The organism is Salinisphaera orenii subsp. orenii MK-B5 (genome assembly GCF_003788635.1).
Taxonomy (GTDB): Bacteria; Pseudomonadota; Gammaproteobacteria; order Nevskiales; family Salinisphaeraceae; genus Salinisphaera; species Salinisphaera orenii.
In genome coordinates this window covers 107,660-124,312 of the sequence record NZ_AYKH01000042.1, presented here as the reverse complement: position 1 = coordinate 124,312, position 16,653 = coordinate 107,660, and the positions used below count along the sequence as shown (strand labels likewise).

Genomic DNA, 16,653 nt, shown 5'->3' with positions numbered 1-16,653 from the left:
TTGATGATCCTCACGGCGGCTGCGTCGATCTGCTCGGTTTCTGCTATAGCGCGCGGACCTCGCTCAGGGCCTGCCGGTATTCGTCGATCAGCCTCTCGATCAATACATTGGCAGGAGCGGTCTCGATGATGGTGCCCACCCCGTGGCCCGCACTCCAGACGTCGCGCCAGGCCTTGATCTGTTTGGTGCCGTGTTCAGCCACCCTGAGCTGCGCTTTGTCGCCGGCCGGAAGATCGACCGGGTCCAGCCCGGCCGCGCGAATGCTCGGTGCTAGATAGTTGGCATGAACCCCGGAAAACAAATCAGTATAGACGATATCAGCGGCTTCGGCGTTTAGAACCATCTGTTGATAATCAGACGCCGCGTTGGCTTCTCGGGCGGTGATGAAAAAGCTTCCGAGATAGGCCAGGTCGGCGCCGAGCGCCCGGGCAGCCAGTATTTGACGCCCCTGGGTGATTGCGCCGGACAGCAGGATCGGTCCGTCGAAAAAAGAACGGACCTCGGAAACGAAGGCGAACGGGCTGAGCGTGCCGGCATGACCGCCGGCGCCAGCGGATACCAGAATCAATCCGTCGACCCCGGCGGCAATCGCCTTGTGCGCATGGCGCGTGCTGATCACATCATGAAACACCAGGCCGCCATAGGCGTGCACGCTCGGCACCACGCGCTCCGGCGCGCTGAGGCTCGTGATCACGATCGGTACTTCGTGCTCGGCACAGATCGCCAGATCGTGCTCGAGTCTCTCATTGCTCGGATGACAGATCAGGTTGACCGCATAGGGCGCGATCCGGGCCGAGGGATCTTCGGTGCGCGCCTGCTCCAGGGCGTCTTCGATGCGTGTCAGCCAGATGGCGAGCTCCGATTCGGGGCGGGCGTTAAGTGCCGGAAAGGAGCCCACCACACCGGCCTTGCACTGCGCGATGACCAGCTCGGGGCCGGAGAGGATGAACATGGGTGCCGCGACCGCTGGCAGTGCGAGTGTGTCGTTGAGCATGCCGGGCAGCGCGCCTCCGGCATGTGTCGTGGCCGATTGTTGCGGGTTGGTCATCGCGGTGCCATCCGCAGTGCCCCGTCGAGCCGTATGGTTTCGCCGTTGAGCATCGGATTGGCCACGATGTGGGCGGCCAGGTTCGCGAACTCCTCGGCCTTGCCCAGACGCGACGGGTTCGGCACGGCACTGCCCAGCGACTCGCGTACGGGCTCCGATAGATTGGCGAGCAGCGGCGTATCGAACAGCCCGGGTGCGATGGTGCATACACGGATCTGCTTGCTCGCCAGATCGCGAGCGGCAACCAGCGTCATGCCGACCACGCCGGCCTTCGAGCTGCTGTATGGGATCTGTCCGATCTGGCCCTCGAAAGCGGCGATCGAGGCTGTGAGAACGCATACGCCGCGTTCGTCGTCGATTGGTTCGTTCTGGGCCATGCGCGTGGCCGCAAGGCGCAGGACGTTGAAGCTGCCGATGACGTTGAGCCTGACGATCGCTTCGAATGTCTCGAGCGAGCCGGGGGAGCCGTCCTTGTTGACTAATCGCAACGGCGCGCCGCGGCCGGCGCAGTGCACGACCGCGCGCAAGCTGCCGAGCGTCTCGGCGCTATCGAAAGCCGCGTTCATCTGATCGGTATCGGTCACATCTGCGTGCACAAAGCACGCCCGATCGCCGAGCTGGGCCACGGCCTGTTCACCGACCTCGTCGTTGATGTCGCAAACGACGACATGGGCCCCGTCGGCAATCAGCTGGTGGGCGCTGGCAAGCCCCAGGCCGGAGGCGCCGCCGGTGACGACTGCGCTCATGTTCTGCATTTTCACTTGTTGCGTCTCCCTGCGTTTTAAGTTGTTCGGGCGCTTTGCGGCGACGTCAGTCGAGCCGTTCGATGATGGTGGCGTTGGCCATGCCGCCGGCTTCGCACATGGTCTGCAGTCCGAAACGTCCGTTGCTGTCCTCGAGCGCGTGCAGCATTGTCGTCATCAGCCGCGCACCCGAGGCACCCAGGGGATGGCCGAGTGCGATGGCGCCACCGCGCGGATTGAGGCGTGTATCGTCGGCGTCGAATTCGCGTTGCCATGCGAGTGGCACGGGAGCGAACGCTTCGTTGACTTCGTAGTGATCGATGCCACCAATCTGCATGCCCGCCTTAGCCAGTACGCGTCGTGTTCCCTGAATCGGGCCGGTGAGCATCAGTAGCGGGTCGTCGCCGCAGACGTCGAAGGCGATGAAACGCGCGCGCGGTTTCAGCCCTAGTTCCTCTGCTTTCGCGCGGCTCATGATCAGCATCACGCTCGCGCCGTCGGTGATCTGGGACGAGTTGCCGGCCGTGATATGCCAGCCGATATCCGGGAAGCGCGCCTGAAATTCGGCGCTCTCGAAAGCGGGTGTCAGCTCGGCGAGAGCGTCCGCCGTAGTGCCCGGCCGGATCGTCTCGTCGGCGTCGAAAAGCCCGCTTTCGGTTGCCACGGGAACGATTTCGCGATCGAAACCGCCCCCGGCACGGGTCTCCTCCGCGCGTTGATGCGAACGCGCCGAGTACTCGTCGAGCTCGCGGCGCGATAAACCCCAGCGTGCTGCGACAAGTTCCGCAGAGATTCCCTGGCCGACCAGCCCGGGGTCGTAACGCTCGCCGACGGAGGGGCCGAAGGGGTCCTTGTCTTGGCGGGCCATGCCGAGCGGTACGCGGCTCATCGATTCCAGGCCGCCGGCGATCGTGATGTCGTAGGCTCCCGCCATGATGCCCTGAGCCGCGAAGTGGACCGCTTGCTGGCTGGAGCCGCATTTGCGATCGATCGTCGTCGAGGGCACATGCTCGGGAAAGCCGGCGGCCAGCGCCGCCATTCGGCCGGGTGTGGCCGATTGTTCGCCGACCTGGCCCACGCAGCCGATCAGGATGTCGTCGATCAACGCGGGATCCAGTTGATTGCGGTCGGTCACCGCGGCCAGAGCGGTCGACAGCAGCTCAACGGGGTGCGTGCCGGCAAGTCGACCGCTGGCCTTGCCCTTGGCCATCGGTGTGCGGATTGCGTCAACGATGACGGCCTCGTGGTGCATGCTGAAGCCTCCTTGCAGGGAGTGGTGTCGGAGATGCCGAGCAGAGTCCGGCTCGGCAAAGCGGTCCGCGGCGATGCGTATGCCCTAATGGCTGCGACTATAATTTATATACTTGTAATCGACAAGCAAGTAATGTTTCTATACCAATAACCGGTCGCTAGCGTGACGACCTTGACGAGCGCAGACGGTGGCACCGCCCAGAACGACAAGCGCGAGATAAAGCGGTTGATGTACGCCTTGAACTCTGTATACGGTATACATAAAGGCGGCTACTACGTGCGGCACGGACACTTAAAACGATCGCGCAGGCCGGTCGGCGACAACAATTAAAACCATGGCAGCCCGGTGTAACGGGCCAGCCCTAACCAGCATCAAGGCGAGCGGCCATCGATGCATCAGGAGGAGAGCGATGAGGCGTTTGTTCACGAAGATCGGATACGCGGGGCTGATTCTTGTCGGCTGTATCGCTGCGGTTTCCGTTCACGCAGCGGAGAATTTCGTCTATGGCAGCTATGTGCCCCGGTCTCATACCTTCCATGTAGACGGTCTCGAGCCTTACTTCGAGGCACTCGAGGAGCAAAGCGACGGCGAGCTGCAATTTCGCCTGCTGTCGGATGGAACGATGGTGGGTAGCAGCAACACGCTCACCGGCATCCGCAACGGGACGGTGGATATGGGGCTGGTCGTGGATGTCTATATACCCAGCACTCTGCCTACCGAAGCGACGCTCAACGAGCTCGCCCTGTTCGCTGACAACGAGGTCAGTGCAGCGGCGGCCATGACGGAAACAGTGCTGCTTCATTGTCCTCAATGTCTGGAGGAGTGGAAGCAGGCCGGCGCCAAGCCGATCGCCTTCTATTCGACCTCGCCGTACTACTTGATGTGCAACAGCGCGGTCTCCGATCTGGCCTCGATACGCGGCAAGCGGATCAAGTCGGCCACGGCCTGGAACGGGCTGGCGGCACATTTCGGCGCGACGCCGGTGAGTATTGCCACCTCGGAAACCTATGAAGCGCTCAGTCGTGGGCAGGCCGACTGCGCTTTTGCGGGCGCCGCTTATCTCAAGAGCTACGGGCTGGCCGATGTCGTCGATTATATCGTCGACATGCCGATGGGCACTTTCATGGGTGCAAGCTTCATCAACATGAATACGCAGCGCTGGCAGGCATTGACTCCGGAGCAGCGTGAGCTGTTCAAGCGCAATGCGGCCCAGGCGATCGTCAATGTCTCGCGCGGCTACGCCAATGACGCGGCCGAAGCATTTGAAACCGCCCGAAACAGTGGGGTGACGTTCGTCGAGCCGGGCGAGCCGCTGAAAACCAGCTACGACAAGTACCTGGCCAAGGAACGTGAGCGCGTGGCCGCGCTGGCCGAAAAGCGGGGTGTGAACAATCCGGAACAGCTCGTCGACGACTACCTGACGCGGCTCGACAAGTGGGAGCGGATTGTCGAGAAAGCCGACGGCGACAATGAAAAGCTCGTCGAGGCAATCAACGAGCGGATCTATTCAAAGGTCGAGTTCTAGACGGTCAGCGCCTCCTGATCGCATGGATCCCGGAGTACTGTCGATGACGCATCTGATCGATGGGCTGCGCCGTCTGCTCGTGTTCGTGGCCAGCTTGGCATTGGCTGCCATGGCCATCCATATCGGCGCCGACGTGGCGAGCAAGTATCTGTTCAATGCGCCGCTCTACGGCACGATCGAAATCGTGAAGTACTACTACATGGTCGCGGTAACGGTCCTTCCGCTGGCTGCAGTGGCCGCGGCCGGGGAACACGTGATTGTGGAAGTCTTTACGCAACGGCTGACCCCGCTCTGGCGGCGTCTGATGGATGGCATGGCGGCCGTTCTGACCTTGATTTATCTCGCCGTACTGGGGTGGGCCTGTCTGCAGGGCGCCATGGGCGCATATCGCAGAGGCGAGTATCAGGATCTGTATCTGTTCGATCTGCCGACCTGGCCGATGCGTTGGGTGTTCTTTTTCGGCGTGCTGGGTATGGCGCTGGTTGTCGGCCTTCAGATCGCCCGTTTGCTGGGCGGTCGGGCGCGGGATCGGGATGCCGAATCCGCGTAGCTATAGAACGGCATTGATGTGGCGCATGGCTGCGATACGGGACTCTTGCGTTCGCCAGCGGCCGGACAAGCCCTGCGTTAACGCTTTACGAACGACCGCCCGGGAGTGTGGGTAATGGCGCCGGAAACAGTAGGCATAATCGGTGTGGCCGCGTTACTGGCCCTGCTTGCTCTACGCGTACCGATCGGCGTGGCACTCGGGGCCGTGGCGCTATGCGGGCTGTACTATCTGCGGGGTTTCGGCGCGATGCTCGGCTCGGCCGAAAGCATGTCGTTCGCCTTTGTCACGAGTTGGGAACTGTCGGCGATACCGCTGTTCATCCTCATGGGGGCGATCAGTTTTCATGCCGGGCTGGCGGCCAGCATCTATCGCGCCGCGCGGCTCTGGTTGTCGGGGTTGCCCGGCGGGCTCGCGGTGGCCACCAACTTCGCCTCCGCCGGTTTTGCAGCGGCATCGGGCTCGTCGCTCGCGACCGCTGCGGCGATGGGCCGGCTTGCGATTCCGGAGATGCTCAAGGCCGGTTATCAGCCGGCGTTATCGAGCGCAGTCGTGGCGGCGTCGGGAACGCTTGGCTCCATGATCCCGCCCAGCATCATGCTCGTGCTCTATGGCCTGTTTGCCCAGCAACCGGTGGGACAGCTCTTGCTCGCTGGCCTGCTGCCGGGACTTCTGACCGCCTGCGTCTATGGCGCGATGATCATCGTGCGCTGTCGTTTCGACAAGCGCCTCGCTCCCAAGAGCGACGAATCGATCAGCTGGTCGGATCGGCTGGCCGTGCTCGGCGAAGTCTGGCCGCTGCCGTTGCTGATTCTGGCAGTGGTGGGCGTGATCTATGCGGGGATCGCAACCGCGACCGAGGCCGCGGCAATCGGCTGCATCGCCTCGCTGGCGATTGCTGCGGGCATGCGCCGGCTCTCCTTCAAGGTGCTCAAGGACAGCCTCGTGGAAAGCGCCCGCAGCACCGGCATGATCTTTTTCATCGCCGTCGGCGCCACGCTTTTCACGCGCTTTCTCGCGCTTACCGGTCTGCCTTTCATGGTGGCCGATCTGGCCGGTGGCAGCGGTACGAGTCCGCTGATGCTCATGTTCGTGGCGGGACTGATTTATATCGTACTCGGCATGTTCCTCGATCCACTGGGACTGTTGTTGCTGACGTTGCCGATCTTCTTGCCTCTGTTCGAAAGCGCCGGTTTCGACATGCTTTGGGTCGGGATCATGGTCGTGAAATTCATCGAGATCGGCCTCATTACGCCGCCACTCGGGCTGAATGCGTTCGTGGTCAAGGGCGCGGTCGGCGATCTGGTGCCGCTGAACACGATTTTCCGTGGCCTGATCTGGTTCTTTGCGGCGGAGATATTTGTGCTCGTGCTGCTATATCTGTTCCCCCAGATCGCGCTCTGGCTGCCCCAGATGTCATTCGCCGGCTAGTTTCGCAGCGCGTGACGAATTACAAGACTCTAAGGACATGACATGGACGGTTATACATCCCCCTGGATGACCGAGGAGCTGACACTGTTCAGCGACTCGGTCGCACGTTTTTTCGAAACCGAGTTCGCTCCGCATCAGGAGCGCTGGGAAAAGCAGGGCCACGTCGATCGGGACGCCTGGTCCAAAGCCGGCGCCGTGGGGCTACTGTGTGCCAGCGTGCCCGAAGAGTACGGGGGCGGCGGTGGCCATTTCGGCCATGAGGCGGTGCTCAACATCGAGATGAATCGTGCCTTGGTCAATTTCGGCATCGGCGTGCACAACGGCATCGTGTCGCATTACATCCTCTCCTACGGTACCGAAGAGCAGAAACGACGCTGGCTGCCGCGGATGGCCAGCGGCGAGATGGTTGCCGCCATCGCCATGTCCGAGCCCGGCGTGGGCTCCGATCTGAAAAGCGTGCGTACGAAGGCCGTGGCCGACGGTGACGACTTTGTCATCAATGGCGCGAAGACCTTTATCACCAATGGATACCACGCCGACTTGATCTGCGTGGTTGCCAAGACCGATCCCGAGCGCGGCGCCAAGGGTATTTCGCTGGTGATGGTCGAGACCACGGATCTGCCCGGCTTTCGGCGCGGACGCATTCTGGAAAAGCTCGGTCAGAAGGCGCAGGACACCGCGGAATTGTTCTTCGACGATGTGCGTGTGCCGCGGGCCAACCTGCTGGGCCCGAAGGAAGGCGACGGCTTCGCGCAACTCATGCAACAGCTGCCCCAGGAGCGCATGATCATCGCTCTGTCGGCCCAGGCCTCGATGCACCGTGCGATCGAACTGACCAGCGACTATGTACACAGCCGCAAGGTCTTCGGCCAGAACCTGTCGGATTTTCAGAACACGCGTTTCAAGCTGGCCGAGTGCAAGACGGTGGCCACGATCGCCACGACCTTCGTGGATCAGTGCATGGTACGCCTGCTTGCCGGCGAGCTCGATTCGGCCACGGCCGCCATGGCCAAGTGGTGGACGACCCAGAAGAACTGCGAAGTCGTCGACGAGTGCCTGCAGCTGCACGGCGGCTACGGCTATATCATGGAATATCCGATTGCCCGCATGTACGCGAATGCACGCGTGGGCAAGATCTATGGCGGCTCGAACGAGATCATGAAAGAGCTGGTCGCCCGCACGCTCGACTAGGCGATAACCGGTGCGCCTGGAGACCGGAGAGAAATAGCCTCATGCAGACTTCGCACTACCGTTTCTGGCCCAGCGGCCTGCCTTATTCTTTGACGCGGCCGCAGACGACGCTCGACGAGAATCTCGAGATTTCGGCGCGTCGATACCCCGACAAGCCGGCCATTGTGTTCTACGACAGCGTAATGACCTACGCTCAGCTCGATCGCACCGTGACGGCGATGGCGGGCTATCTGCAGCAGGCGTGCGGTCTCGAAGTCGGTGATCGCGTGCTGATCTATTCGCAGAACTGTCCGCAACTGGTGATCGCCTACTATGCGGTGCTGCGAGCCGGCGGTGTGGTGGTTCCGGCGAATCCGATGTACCTGGCCCGCGAGGTTGCCGAGCTCGTCGATGATAGCCAGGCACGGATTGCGCTGGTGGCGCAGGAGCTCTACGAGCGCGTGGTGCCGCTGCTCGACGACGGACGTCTGTCCCGCGTGATTCGTCACGCCTACGCGGAATATCAGACAACGCCGACGGATCTGATGCTGCCGGACGACGTCACCGCGGACGTCGAGCCCGTTAACGTCGCGGGCGTCACGTCATGGAACGAGGCATTGAATGACGGGTATTCGCCGGCGGCGACGGGGGCCGGTCCGGACAGCTGGGCGGTGCTGGGCTATACCTCCGGAACCACCGGTCGCCCGAAAGGCTGTTTGCATACGCACGCGACCGTGATGGCAGCGTGTTCGGGCTCGGCGCTGTGGCGTGATACGAAGCCCAGCGATGTCAATCTGGCGGTTGCGCCTCTTTTCCATTTTCTCGGCATGCAGGGCGGCATGAACGTGCCGATCTATGTTGGATCCACGATGGTGCTGATGCAGCGCTGGGATCGCGAAGTCGCCCTGACGCTCATCGAACGTTATCGCGTCACCTGCTGGTCGGCGCCCCCGGCAATGATCACGGATTTCTTCGCTCAGCCGGCGGTCGAGGACGCCGACATCAGCAGTCTCTATCTATTGATGGGTGGCGGCGCTGCCATGCCGGAAGCCGTGGCGAGACGGTTATATGACGATTACGGGATCGTGTTCAACGAAGCCTATGGCATGACCGAGACCGCTGCTTTCGTGCTCGGCAATCCGGTTCAGCGCGGCAAACGCCAGTGTCTGGGGGTGCCGACGTTCGATGTGGATGCGCGAATCATTGACTGCGACACCCTGGCGCCGGTGGCGCCCGGCGAGCCGGGCGAGCTGATTCTGCACGGGCCTCAGGTGATGCTGTCGTACTGGCACGCGCCGGAGGCCAATGCCGAATCGTTCATGAACGTCGACGGCAAGCGGTTTCTGCGCACCGGCGATCTGGCCCTGATCGACGAGGACGGCTATTTCTGCATGGTCGATCGGCTCAAGCGCATGATCAACGCCTCGGGTTTCAAGGTATGGCCGACCGAGGTCGAGTCGATTCTCTACGAACACGAGGCCGTTCAGGAGGCCTGCGTGGTCGGTATCGCCGACCCTCGCCGTGGCGAAACGCCGGTCGCGGCGCTGGTGCTCAAGCCGGGCCACGAGGCGGGTAATGGCGCCGACGCTGTACGGGAATGGTGTCGGAGTCGAATGGCGGCCTATAAAGTGCCGACTCGGGTCGAGTTCGTTGATGCCTTGCCGCGCTCGGGTACCGGCAAGATTCAATGGAAGGATGTGCAAACACGCATGGCCGAGCGGCTGGCGTCCTGATCGATTGACGGCCGCGGTTCGCGGCAGATGATCTGCCCGGCCGGGAGAGAGCGAATGGGACCACTGGAAGGACTGCGGGTTTTGGAGATCGAAGGTCTGGGCCCAGCGCCGTTCTGCGGCATGATGCTGGCCGACATGGGGGCAACCGTCATCAGCGTGACGCGGCCTTCGAAAGCGGATGGCAACGACGGCGATCGCCCGGCCAGCGAGCGCGGGAAAGCGTCGATCGCCATTGATATCAAGACCTCCGAGGGCGTAGAGATCCTGCTGTCCCTGGCGGACGGCTGCGATGCCTTGATCGAAGGCTTCCGGCCCGGGGTGGCGGAGCGTCTCGGCTTCGGCCCGGAGATCTGTCACGAACGCAATCCGCGGTTGGTCTACGGACGCATGACGGGGTGGGGGCAGACCGGCCCGCTGGCCGGTGCCGCGGGCCACGACATCAACTACATCGCGCTGAGTGGGGCGCTGCATGCCATGGGCCGCGCGGGTGAGCGCCCGGTCCCGCCGCTGAACCTCGTCGGTGACTTCGGTGGTGGCGGCATGATGCTGGCGTTCGGCGTCATGTGTGCGCTCTGGGAGGTTGCGCGCTCGGGCCAGGGTCAGGTCGTGGACGCGGCCATGACCGATGGTTCGGCGGCCCTGATGGGCATGATCTATGACATGCGCCGTCGCGGGCGGTGGGCGGATGAGCGCGGTACCAACCTGCTCGACGGCGGTGCGCCGTTCTACGATACGTATAAAACGCGGGATGGACGCCATGTGGCCATCGGCGCCATCGAACCCCAGTTCTACGCGCTACTACTGGAAAAGACCGGATTGCAGGAGGAGTTGGGAGCCCGGCAGTCGTCGTCGGACTGGCCTGCAATGAGGCGCGCCTTGGCTCGCGTCTTCCGCCAGAAGACGCGCGACGAGTGGTGCGAAATTATGGAAGGCACGGATGTCTGTTTCGCGCCGGTACTGGCGATGGATGAGGCCCCGGCGCATCCGCATAATGTGGCGCGCGGGACCTTCCTGACGCAGGAGCGCGGGGCGGCGCCGGCGCCGGCGCCGGCCCCGAAATTGAGCCGGACCCGCCCTGAAGTGGCGTTTCCTGCTCGCGCGGCAGGTGCGGACACGCGCGATCTGCTGCGTGAGCTGGGATACGGGCAAGCCGAGCGTGACGCACTGTATGCGTCCGGCGTCGTAGCCGGCTGATCGACGATCCGCCATCGATATATCATGCACTGGTGACACGCGCGGGCCGCCCGGGCCCGGCCGCATCCGGGCCCGAGAGGCGCCGAGCTAGAATTCCACGTGAAGGCCGGCGAGCAGGCTCCGGCCGGGCTGGGCGATGCGGAGGAACGAGGTGTGGCGCACGATCTCGTCGTCCAGCAGATTGTCGCCGCGCAGATAGACCATGGCCTCGGTGTCGTCCGATGAGGCGATCCGGTAGCCGACGAACGCGCTGAGGTCGGTGTAGCCCGCGGTCTCCTCCTCGAGCTCGGCGACGCGGCCCTGATGGCTCGCCCGCAGGGCTTCGACGTTGGCGAGCCATCGGGGGCCGTCGTAGTCCAGGCCGGCGCCGTAGCGCCCGGGCGTGATCCGTGGGAGGTCGCCGCGGTCGTCCAGCTCGCCCCGCACGTAGTCGCCGAACACGCGCGCGGTGAGCCGGTGCGTTCCGGTCAGCAGGTCGTAGCCGATCTCGGCCTCGCCGCCGTAGAAGGTGGCGTCCGCGGCGGCGTAGTCGGTGAGCAGGAGCTCGCCGTCCGGGGTGAAGTTGCCGTCCTCGTCGACGCGGTCGGCCACGCCGTCGCCGCCCGGCGTGCCGCTGCCGTCGGCGTTCAGGCCGGCGTCCACGGAGCGGGCGAAGATGTAGTCGTCGTAGGCCGTGTAGAACAGGCTGGTGTCGAAGCGCATGCGTCCGCGCGTCTTGCGAAAGCCCAGTTCCAGGCTGTCGGCGGTCTCCTCGTCGAAGCCGCTGTCGCCGCGCTCGTAGGTGAGCGTGGCCTCGTGCGGGCCGAAGCTGTAGAGCTCTTCGGTGGCGGGCGCGCGCTGATAGCGGCCGAGGCTGGCCGTGAGCACGTAGTACGTGCCGATATCGCGGCGCAGGCCGAGCGACAGACTGATCGGGGTGTGGTCGGTGTCGTCGTAGGGCGCGCGGGTGTCCTGTTCCTGATATTCCACGCGGCCCCCGGCCTGGATCGTCCAGGCCTCGCCCAGCGGCCGCTCCTCGACCAGAAAGGCCGCGAGCGAGCGGGTCTCGGTCGCCGGCACGAAGGACGCCTCCTCGCCGTAGGCCCGGAAGTCGCGGTCGAAGCCCTGCAGGCCGAACACCCCGGTGAAGCCCGCGATCGGGGCATGCTCGGCGGCCACGCGCGCCTCGGTCTCCCGATTGTCGAAGAACGCTTCCGGTTCGGCCTCGCCCTCGGTGTGCAGATAGTCCGTGTAGGCGCCGGAGAACTCGAGCCGCGTGATGCCGGGAGCGACGTCGTAGACCTCGCCGGCGAGGTCGTAGTGGTCCTGGGTCATGCGGATGCGCGCCGCCTCGCCCGGAATGCCGTACTCGCGGCCGAAGTGGCTGGCGGCACCGCCGACATAGCCCCAGTCGCCGGCGTAGGAACTGCCCAGACTGTAGGTGTCGGTATCGGTGTAGCTGTTGTCGATGCGGCGGCCGTCGTCGGCCTCGTAATCGTCGGTCAGACGCTTGAGGCCCTGGAGGTTCACCGCCCAGTCGCCCAGCCCGCCGGTGACGTCCAGCCGCTGGAGCCGCGTGCCGCCGCCGCCCAAACCGCGCTCCAGGTCGGCGCTGCCCTCAAGGCCGTCGGGCGCCCGGCGCGGTATGCGATCGGTGACCACGTTGACCACGCCGCCGATGGCGCCGGAGCCGTAGAGCAGGGTCGAGGGGCCCTTGAGAACCTCGATCTGGCGTGCGGCGTAGGGGTCGATCGACACGGCGTGGTCCTGGCTCAGCGTGGAGACATCGGCCGAGGACATGCCGTTTTCCTGTACCCGAACGCGGGCGCCGGACAGGCCGCGGATCACCGGCCGGCCGACGCCGGCGCCGAAGTCGGCGGTGCTGATGCCGGGGGTCTCGGCCAGGCTCTGGCCGAGCGTCTGGCCGCGTTTGCGGATCAGTTCGCGGCCGCCGACCACGGCCGCGGGTTCGATGGCCTGGTCGGGGCTGCGGTCATCAAAGGCCAGGGCCTCGACGGAGATGGCGCCCAGACTCCCGGCCGATTCCGGGGCGTCGTTGTCGTTCTGGGCCGAAACGGGAGTGCACAGACCGAACGCGCAGGCGCCGGTCGCGCATGCGAGAAAAGACAGATAACGCATGGTGTTGAAGCTCGTCGTGATGCGAAAGCGACGCGCGCTTTCGGACCGCGGCGGGTCGCGCCGCGGAGCGATGTCATTCGCGGGTCAGACGAGTGCGTGCGGCGGTCCGCGGCTGCGATAGGCCAGACGAACGCCGTCGCGGCGATCCACGACGATGGGGCCCACGGGAGCCGTCTGGTGCGGCGGCGGCGCGATCGACAGGTCGGCGGCGGGCGGCAGGGGGGCGCTGCCGCCGTGGCCGCCATGCGGGCAGCTCAGGCAGTGGAAGCCGGCGTGTGGTGTGTCGAGCGGGTGATCGAAGCCATGCGCGAACGCCAACGTCTGGCTGCAGACCAGCGCTGCGAGCAGCAGAACGAGTTGAAGTCGGCGTGCCCCCATGGGACAAGAATTGGCGCGGCCGGGGGCTGCGTCAATCGCTTTATGCTAAGTCATTGTTGTTATGTTGTAACGTAACGATCCGGCGTCTAGTTCAGCGCCAGAATGCGCTGCGCCCGCGCCAGCACGGGGGCGTCGACCATCTGCCCGTCCACCTGGAAGGCACCGCTGTTCCGGCGGCTGGCGTCCATGACGCGCTGGGCCCAGCCGAGCTCGTCCTCGCTGGGCGAGAAGGCGGTGCGCACGGTCTCGATCTGGGCCGGGTGGATGCAGAGCATGCCGCCGAAGCCCATGTCGCGTGCGCGCAGCGCGATCGCGTGCAGGCGTTCGGGGTTCTTGAAGTCGGGGTAGACGCTTTCCAGCGGCGGCATCAGGCCGGCCGCGTGCGAGTGCATGAGCAGCTGGTGGCGGGCATAGTCGAGCACCGCGCGGCCGCCGTCGCTGTCGGGCGTCAGATTCGCTTCGAAGGCGAAGTCGAGCGCGCCGAAGGCGAACTGTTCGACGCCGGCCACACGGGTCAGGGACTCCAGGGCGAGCACGCCCGCCGGCGTCTCCAGCAGCGGCCAGACCGGCTTGCCCAGGCGGGCCACGCGTTCCAGTGCGCCGCGCGACTCGGCCTTGGGGGACATGATGCCGGCGATGCCCGCGTGGCCTTCGCAGAGGGCGAGGTCGGCATCCAGCTCGCCGCTGTCCGCGGCGTTGATGCGCACGATCACCCGGGCTTCGGGGTCGTCCGCGAGGAAGGCCGCGAGCGCGTCGCGGGCCTCGTCCTTGCGGTCCATGGCGACGGCGTCCTCGAGATCGACGATCACCGCATCGGCGCCGCTGGCCTGCGCCTTGGGGATCAGGCCGGCCCGAGTGGCGGGTACGAACAGCGGACAGCGCAGGGATGTGGCCATGCCGGTGGGCTCCTTGTGGCCTGTCATATCGCGCCGGCCTCGGCCAGACGCTCGATGGTGGCCGGGTCGTAGTCGAGTTCGGACAGGATCCGACGCGTGTGTTCGCCGAGATCGGGCACGGGATCCATGCGCGGCTCGAAATCGCGGTTGATCGCCGGTGGCAGCAGCGCCGGCAGCGCGCCTTCGGGGCTGCCGACGGTGCGCCAGCGGTCGCGGGCGGCCAGCTGCGGATGGGCCCAGACGCCGGCCATGTCGTTGACGTGGGCATTGGCGATCTTGGCTTCGTCCAGCCGCGCGATCGCCTGCGCCGCGGTCAGCTCGGCAAACGCTTCGTGGATGAGCGCGGCGAGTGCCTCGCGGTTGGCCGAGCGATCGCTGTTGGTGGCAAAGCGCGCGTCCCCGGCCAGTGCGGGCTGCTCGAGCACCTGCTCGCAGAAGACCTGCCATTCGCGCTCGTTCTGCAGGCCGAGCATCACGCTCTTGCCGTCGCCGGTGGCGAACGGGCCGTAGGGATAGATGGTGCTGTGCGCCGCACCGGCGCGCGGCGGCTGCGACTGGCCCTCGAAGGCGTAGTACATGGGATAGCCCATCCACTCCACGATCGATTCCAGCATGGAGACGTCGATGGAGGTGCCGCGGCCGGTGGTTCCGCGCTGGATGAGCGCGGCCATGATGCTGTTCTGGGCGTACATGCCGGCCGAGATGTCCGCGATCGAGCAGCCCACCTTGGCCATCTCGTCCTCGCCGGGCCCGCCGGTGGTCGAGAGCACGCCGCCCTCGCTCTGGATGAGCAGGTCGTAGGCCTTCTTGTCGGTGTACGGGCCGGTCTCGCCGTAGCCGGAGATGTTGCACACGATCAGCTTCGGGAAACGCTCGCATAGATCGTCGAAGGACAGGCCCAGACGTGCCGCGGCGCCCGGGGCGAGGTTCTGCACGAGCACATCGGCATCGGCCAGCAGCCGCTCGAGAACGGTCAGCGCCTCATCGTGCTTGAGGTTGAGCGTCAGGCTCTCCTTGGAGCGGTTGGTCCAGACGAAGTGCGAGGACAGACCGCGCACGCGGTTGTCGTAGCCGCGGGCGAAATCACCCACGCCGGGGCGTTCGATCTTGATCACGCGCGCTCCCAGATCGGCCAGCTGGCGCGTGCAGAAGGGCGCGGCGATGGCGTGCTCGAAGCTGACGACGGTGATGCCGTCGAGCGGGCGCGGCGTGTGGGCCGGGTCGGTCATGGTATGGCTCCCTTGTGTTCCTGGTCTACGACGCGCGCAGCAGCGGCACGCGATCGAGTGTCGCCAGTCCCCAGATCGTGTCGATCATCCGCCTCGTTTCCGTCTCGTCGGCGGCCCCGGCGAAGCGCACGAGCCGCGCGAACTTGTCTTCCAGTTCGGCGCGGGACAGCGTGTTGCCCGGATCGCCCTTCGGTTCGTCGATGGCGCCGGTCAAGCGGCGGCCGTCGGTGGTGGTCACGTCCACGCGCCCGAGCCAGCGTCTCGGATAGGCCGCATCGACGTCGGCATCCAGCTGCATCGCGACGCGGTCACGAAAGGCCGCGACCGTGTCGTCGGTCAGCGCCCGCGTGTCGAATTCGGTCAGGCCCGCGGCGCCGTGCACCGCGATCAACCCGAGCACGGTGCCCATCGAGAACTTGGCCTGATGGATGGTGCGCGGCACGTCCACCGCGCCCAGCACGTCGATCGCGCCCTGATGTACGCGCGCCACGACCTGTTCGATGTCGTTCGCGGCGAGCTCGTGCTCGGCCATGACGGCGAGCAGCGCGTCCGCCGCCGGATGCGTGTGCCGGCAGGAGGCGTGGAACTTGAACGACGTCTCGGCCAGCGCCCAGCGCGAGCCGAGCCCGGCGGCGAGTTTCGACGTGTCGGCGTCGGTCGACATGCCGGCCGCCATGCCCTGGCTGCCGCCGAAGATGTCCTGCGCGCCGGTCAGCCCGTCCGCGGCCATGACCGACGAACGCAGCCCGTCCGCGGCGGCCTTGGCGGTGTGCAGCTGCTTGGAGTCGGCGCCGTCGCGCAGGAACGCCCACAGGCCGGCGGCCTGGGTGCCGGCATTGCCGAGCACGTGGATCATGGTGTCGGTGTCGACGTTCAGCAGCCGGCCCGCCGCCACGGCCGCGGCCAGCGTGCCCGCGGTGCCCGTGGTGTGGAACACGCGATAGTGCGAGCGGCCGAGAAACTCGCCCACGCGCACGCCGGCCTCGTAGCCGGCCACACTGGCGGTGATCAGATCACGCCCCGAGGCGCCGCGGGCCTGGGCTAGTGCGAGCACGGCCGGGAACACGACCGTCGCCGGGTGCAGCACCGAGCTGTTGTGCAGATCGTCCTGCTCCACCACGTGCGAGGACGCCGCGTTCACGAAGGCGGCGAAATAGGGCGAGGTCGTGGCACGGCTGGACAGGATCTCGGCATCGCCCCGGGCCGGGCCCATCGCCGCGGCGTGTCGCTCGAAGGCGGCGGTGGGATGCTGGCGCGAGCCGGCCAGGGCCGAGCCCAGCCAGTCCAGACAGAGGTCCTCGCAGCGGGCGACGACGTGCGCGGGGAGGTCGTCGAAACGCAGGTTGGCGCAGAAATCGGCGAGCTGGCGTGTGCTGTCGGTCATGGCGG

The 16,653-nt window shown here is 65.6% G+C and carries 14 protein-coding genes; 6 read left to right on the top strand and 8 right to left on the bottom strand.

The genetic code is table 11. The annotated features are described in order from the left end of the window. Positions 1 to 43: 43 nt before the first annotated feature. From SAOR_RS15175 to SAOR_RS15165, 3 genes are read right to left on the bottom strand one after another with little or no spacing between them, the layout of a single operon-like run. Entirely contained in the window at positions 44 to 1,048 is a 1,005-nt protein-coding gene (locus SAOR_RS15175) for an NAD(P)H-dependent flavin oxidoreductase (RefSeq protein WP_185015719.1), read from the bottom strand. Then, the gene (locus SAOR_RS15170) at positions 1,045 to 1,803 is read right to left on the bottom strand and encodes an SDR family NAD(P)-dependent oxidoreductase (protein ID WP_221180027.1); all 759 of its coding nucleotides are present in this window, start codon (positions 1,801 to 1,803) and stop codon (positions 1,045 to 1,047) included. Before SAOR_RS15170 ends, SAOR_RS15175 begins: the two co-directional genes overlap by 4 nt. Positions 1,804 to 1,858: 55 nt before the next feature. Continuing rightward, positions 1,859 to 3,043: a thiolase family protein gene (locus SAOR_RS15165; RefSeq protein WP_123632156.1), complete on the bottom strand. Its 1,185-nt coding sequence runs from the start codon at positions 3,041 to 3,043 to the stop codon at positions 1,859 to 1,861. A 418-nt stretch (positions 3,044 to 3,461) separates the two neighbouring features. Between SAOR_RS15165 and SAOR_RS15160 the strand changes: the two genes are divergently transcribed. From SAOR_RS15160 to SAOR_RS15135, 6 genes are all read left to right on the top strand, one after another. Next, complete coding sequence (locus tag SAOR_RS15160; protein WP_185015718.1) at positions 3,462 to 4,568, top strand: C4-dicarboxylate TRAP transporter substrate-binding protein; 1,107 nt, start codon at positions 3,462 to 3,464, stop codon at positions 4,566 to 4,568. 43 nt (positions 4,569 to 4,611) lie between these two features. After that, a complete protein-coding gene (locus SAOR_RS15155; protein WP_185015717.1) occupies positions 4,612 to 5,118 on the top strand; it encodes a TRAP transporter small permease in 507 nt (168 codons plus the stop codon). Between the two features lie 114 nt (positions 5,119 to 5,232). Next, positions 5,233 to 6,546: a TRAP transporter large permease gene (locus SAOR_RS15150; RefSeq protein WP_123632153.1), complete on the top strand. Its 1,314-nt coding sequence runs from the start codon at positions 5,233 to 5,235 to the stop codon at positions 6,544 to 6,546. A gap of 42 nt (positions 6,547 to 6,588) precedes the next feature. Beyond that, the gene (locus SAOR_RS15145) at positions 6,589 to 7,737 is read left to right on the top strand and encodes an acyl-CoA dehydrogenase family protein (protein ID WP_123632152.1); all 1,149 of its coding nucleotides are present in this window, start codon (positions 6,589 to 6,591) and stop codon (positions 7,735 to 7,737) included. Between the two features lie 41 nt (positions 7,738 to 7,778). Next, entirely contained in the window at positions 7,779 to 9,449 is a 1,671-nt protein-coding gene (locus SAOR_RS15140; RefSeq protein ID WP_123632192.1) for a long-chain-fatty-acid--CoA ligase, read from the top strand. 54 nt (positions 9,450 to 9,503) lie between these two features. Continuing rightward, complete coding sequence (locus SAOR_RS15135; protein ID WP_123632151.1) at positions 9,504 to 10,643, top strand: CaiB/BaiF CoA transferase family protein; 1,140 nt, start codon at positions 9,504 to 9,506, stop codon at positions 10,641 to 10,643. Positions 10,644 to 10,730: 87 nt separating this feature from the next. On the opposite strand, the gene SAOR_RS15130 is transcribed toward SAOR_RS15135, so the two are convergent. The 5 genes from SAOR_RS15130 to SAOR_RS15110 all read right to left on the bottom strand — a co-directional run bounded on the left by SAOR_RS15130 (position 10,731) and on the right by SAOR_RS15110 (position 16,648). Beyond that, positions 10,731 to 12,761 carry a TonB-dependent receptor gene (locus SAOR_RS15130; protein WP_123632150.1) on the bottom strand — a complete coding sequence of 677 codons (2,031 nt, stop codon included), beginning with the start codon at positions 12,759 to 12,761 and terminating at the stop codon, positions 10,731 to 10,733. An 84-nt stretch (positions 12,762 to 12,845) separates the two neighbouring features. Further along, positions 12,846 to 13,139, bottom strand: a complete 294-nt coding sequence (locus SAOR_RS15125) for a hypothetical protein (protein ID WP_123632149.1) — start codon at positions 13,137 to 13,139, stop codon at positions 12,846 to 12,848. Between the two features lie 86 nt (positions 13,140 to 13,225). After that, on the bottom strand, positions 13,226 to 14,035 hold the full coding sequence (locus SAOR_RS15120; RefSeq protein WP_123632148.1) for an HpcH/HpaI aldolase/citrate lyase family protein: 810 nt from the start codon (positions 14,033 to 14,035) through the stop codon (positions 13,226 to 13,228). A gap of 23 nt (positions 14,036 to 14,058) precedes the next feature. Next, a complete protein-coding gene (locus SAOR_RS15115; protein WP_123632147.1) occupies positions 14,059 to 15,264 on the bottom strand; it encodes a CaiB/BaiF CoA transferase family protein in 1,206 nt (401 codons plus the stop codon). A 25-nt stretch (positions 15,265 to 15,289) separates the two neighbouring features. After that, on the bottom strand, positions 15,290 to 16,648 hold the full coding sequence (locus tag SAOR_RS15110; RefSeq protein WP_123632146.1) for an MmgE/PrpD family protein: 1,359 nt from the start codon (positions 16,646 to 16,648) through the stop codon (positions 15,290 to 15,292). Positions 16,649 to 16,653: the final 5 nt, after the last annotated feature.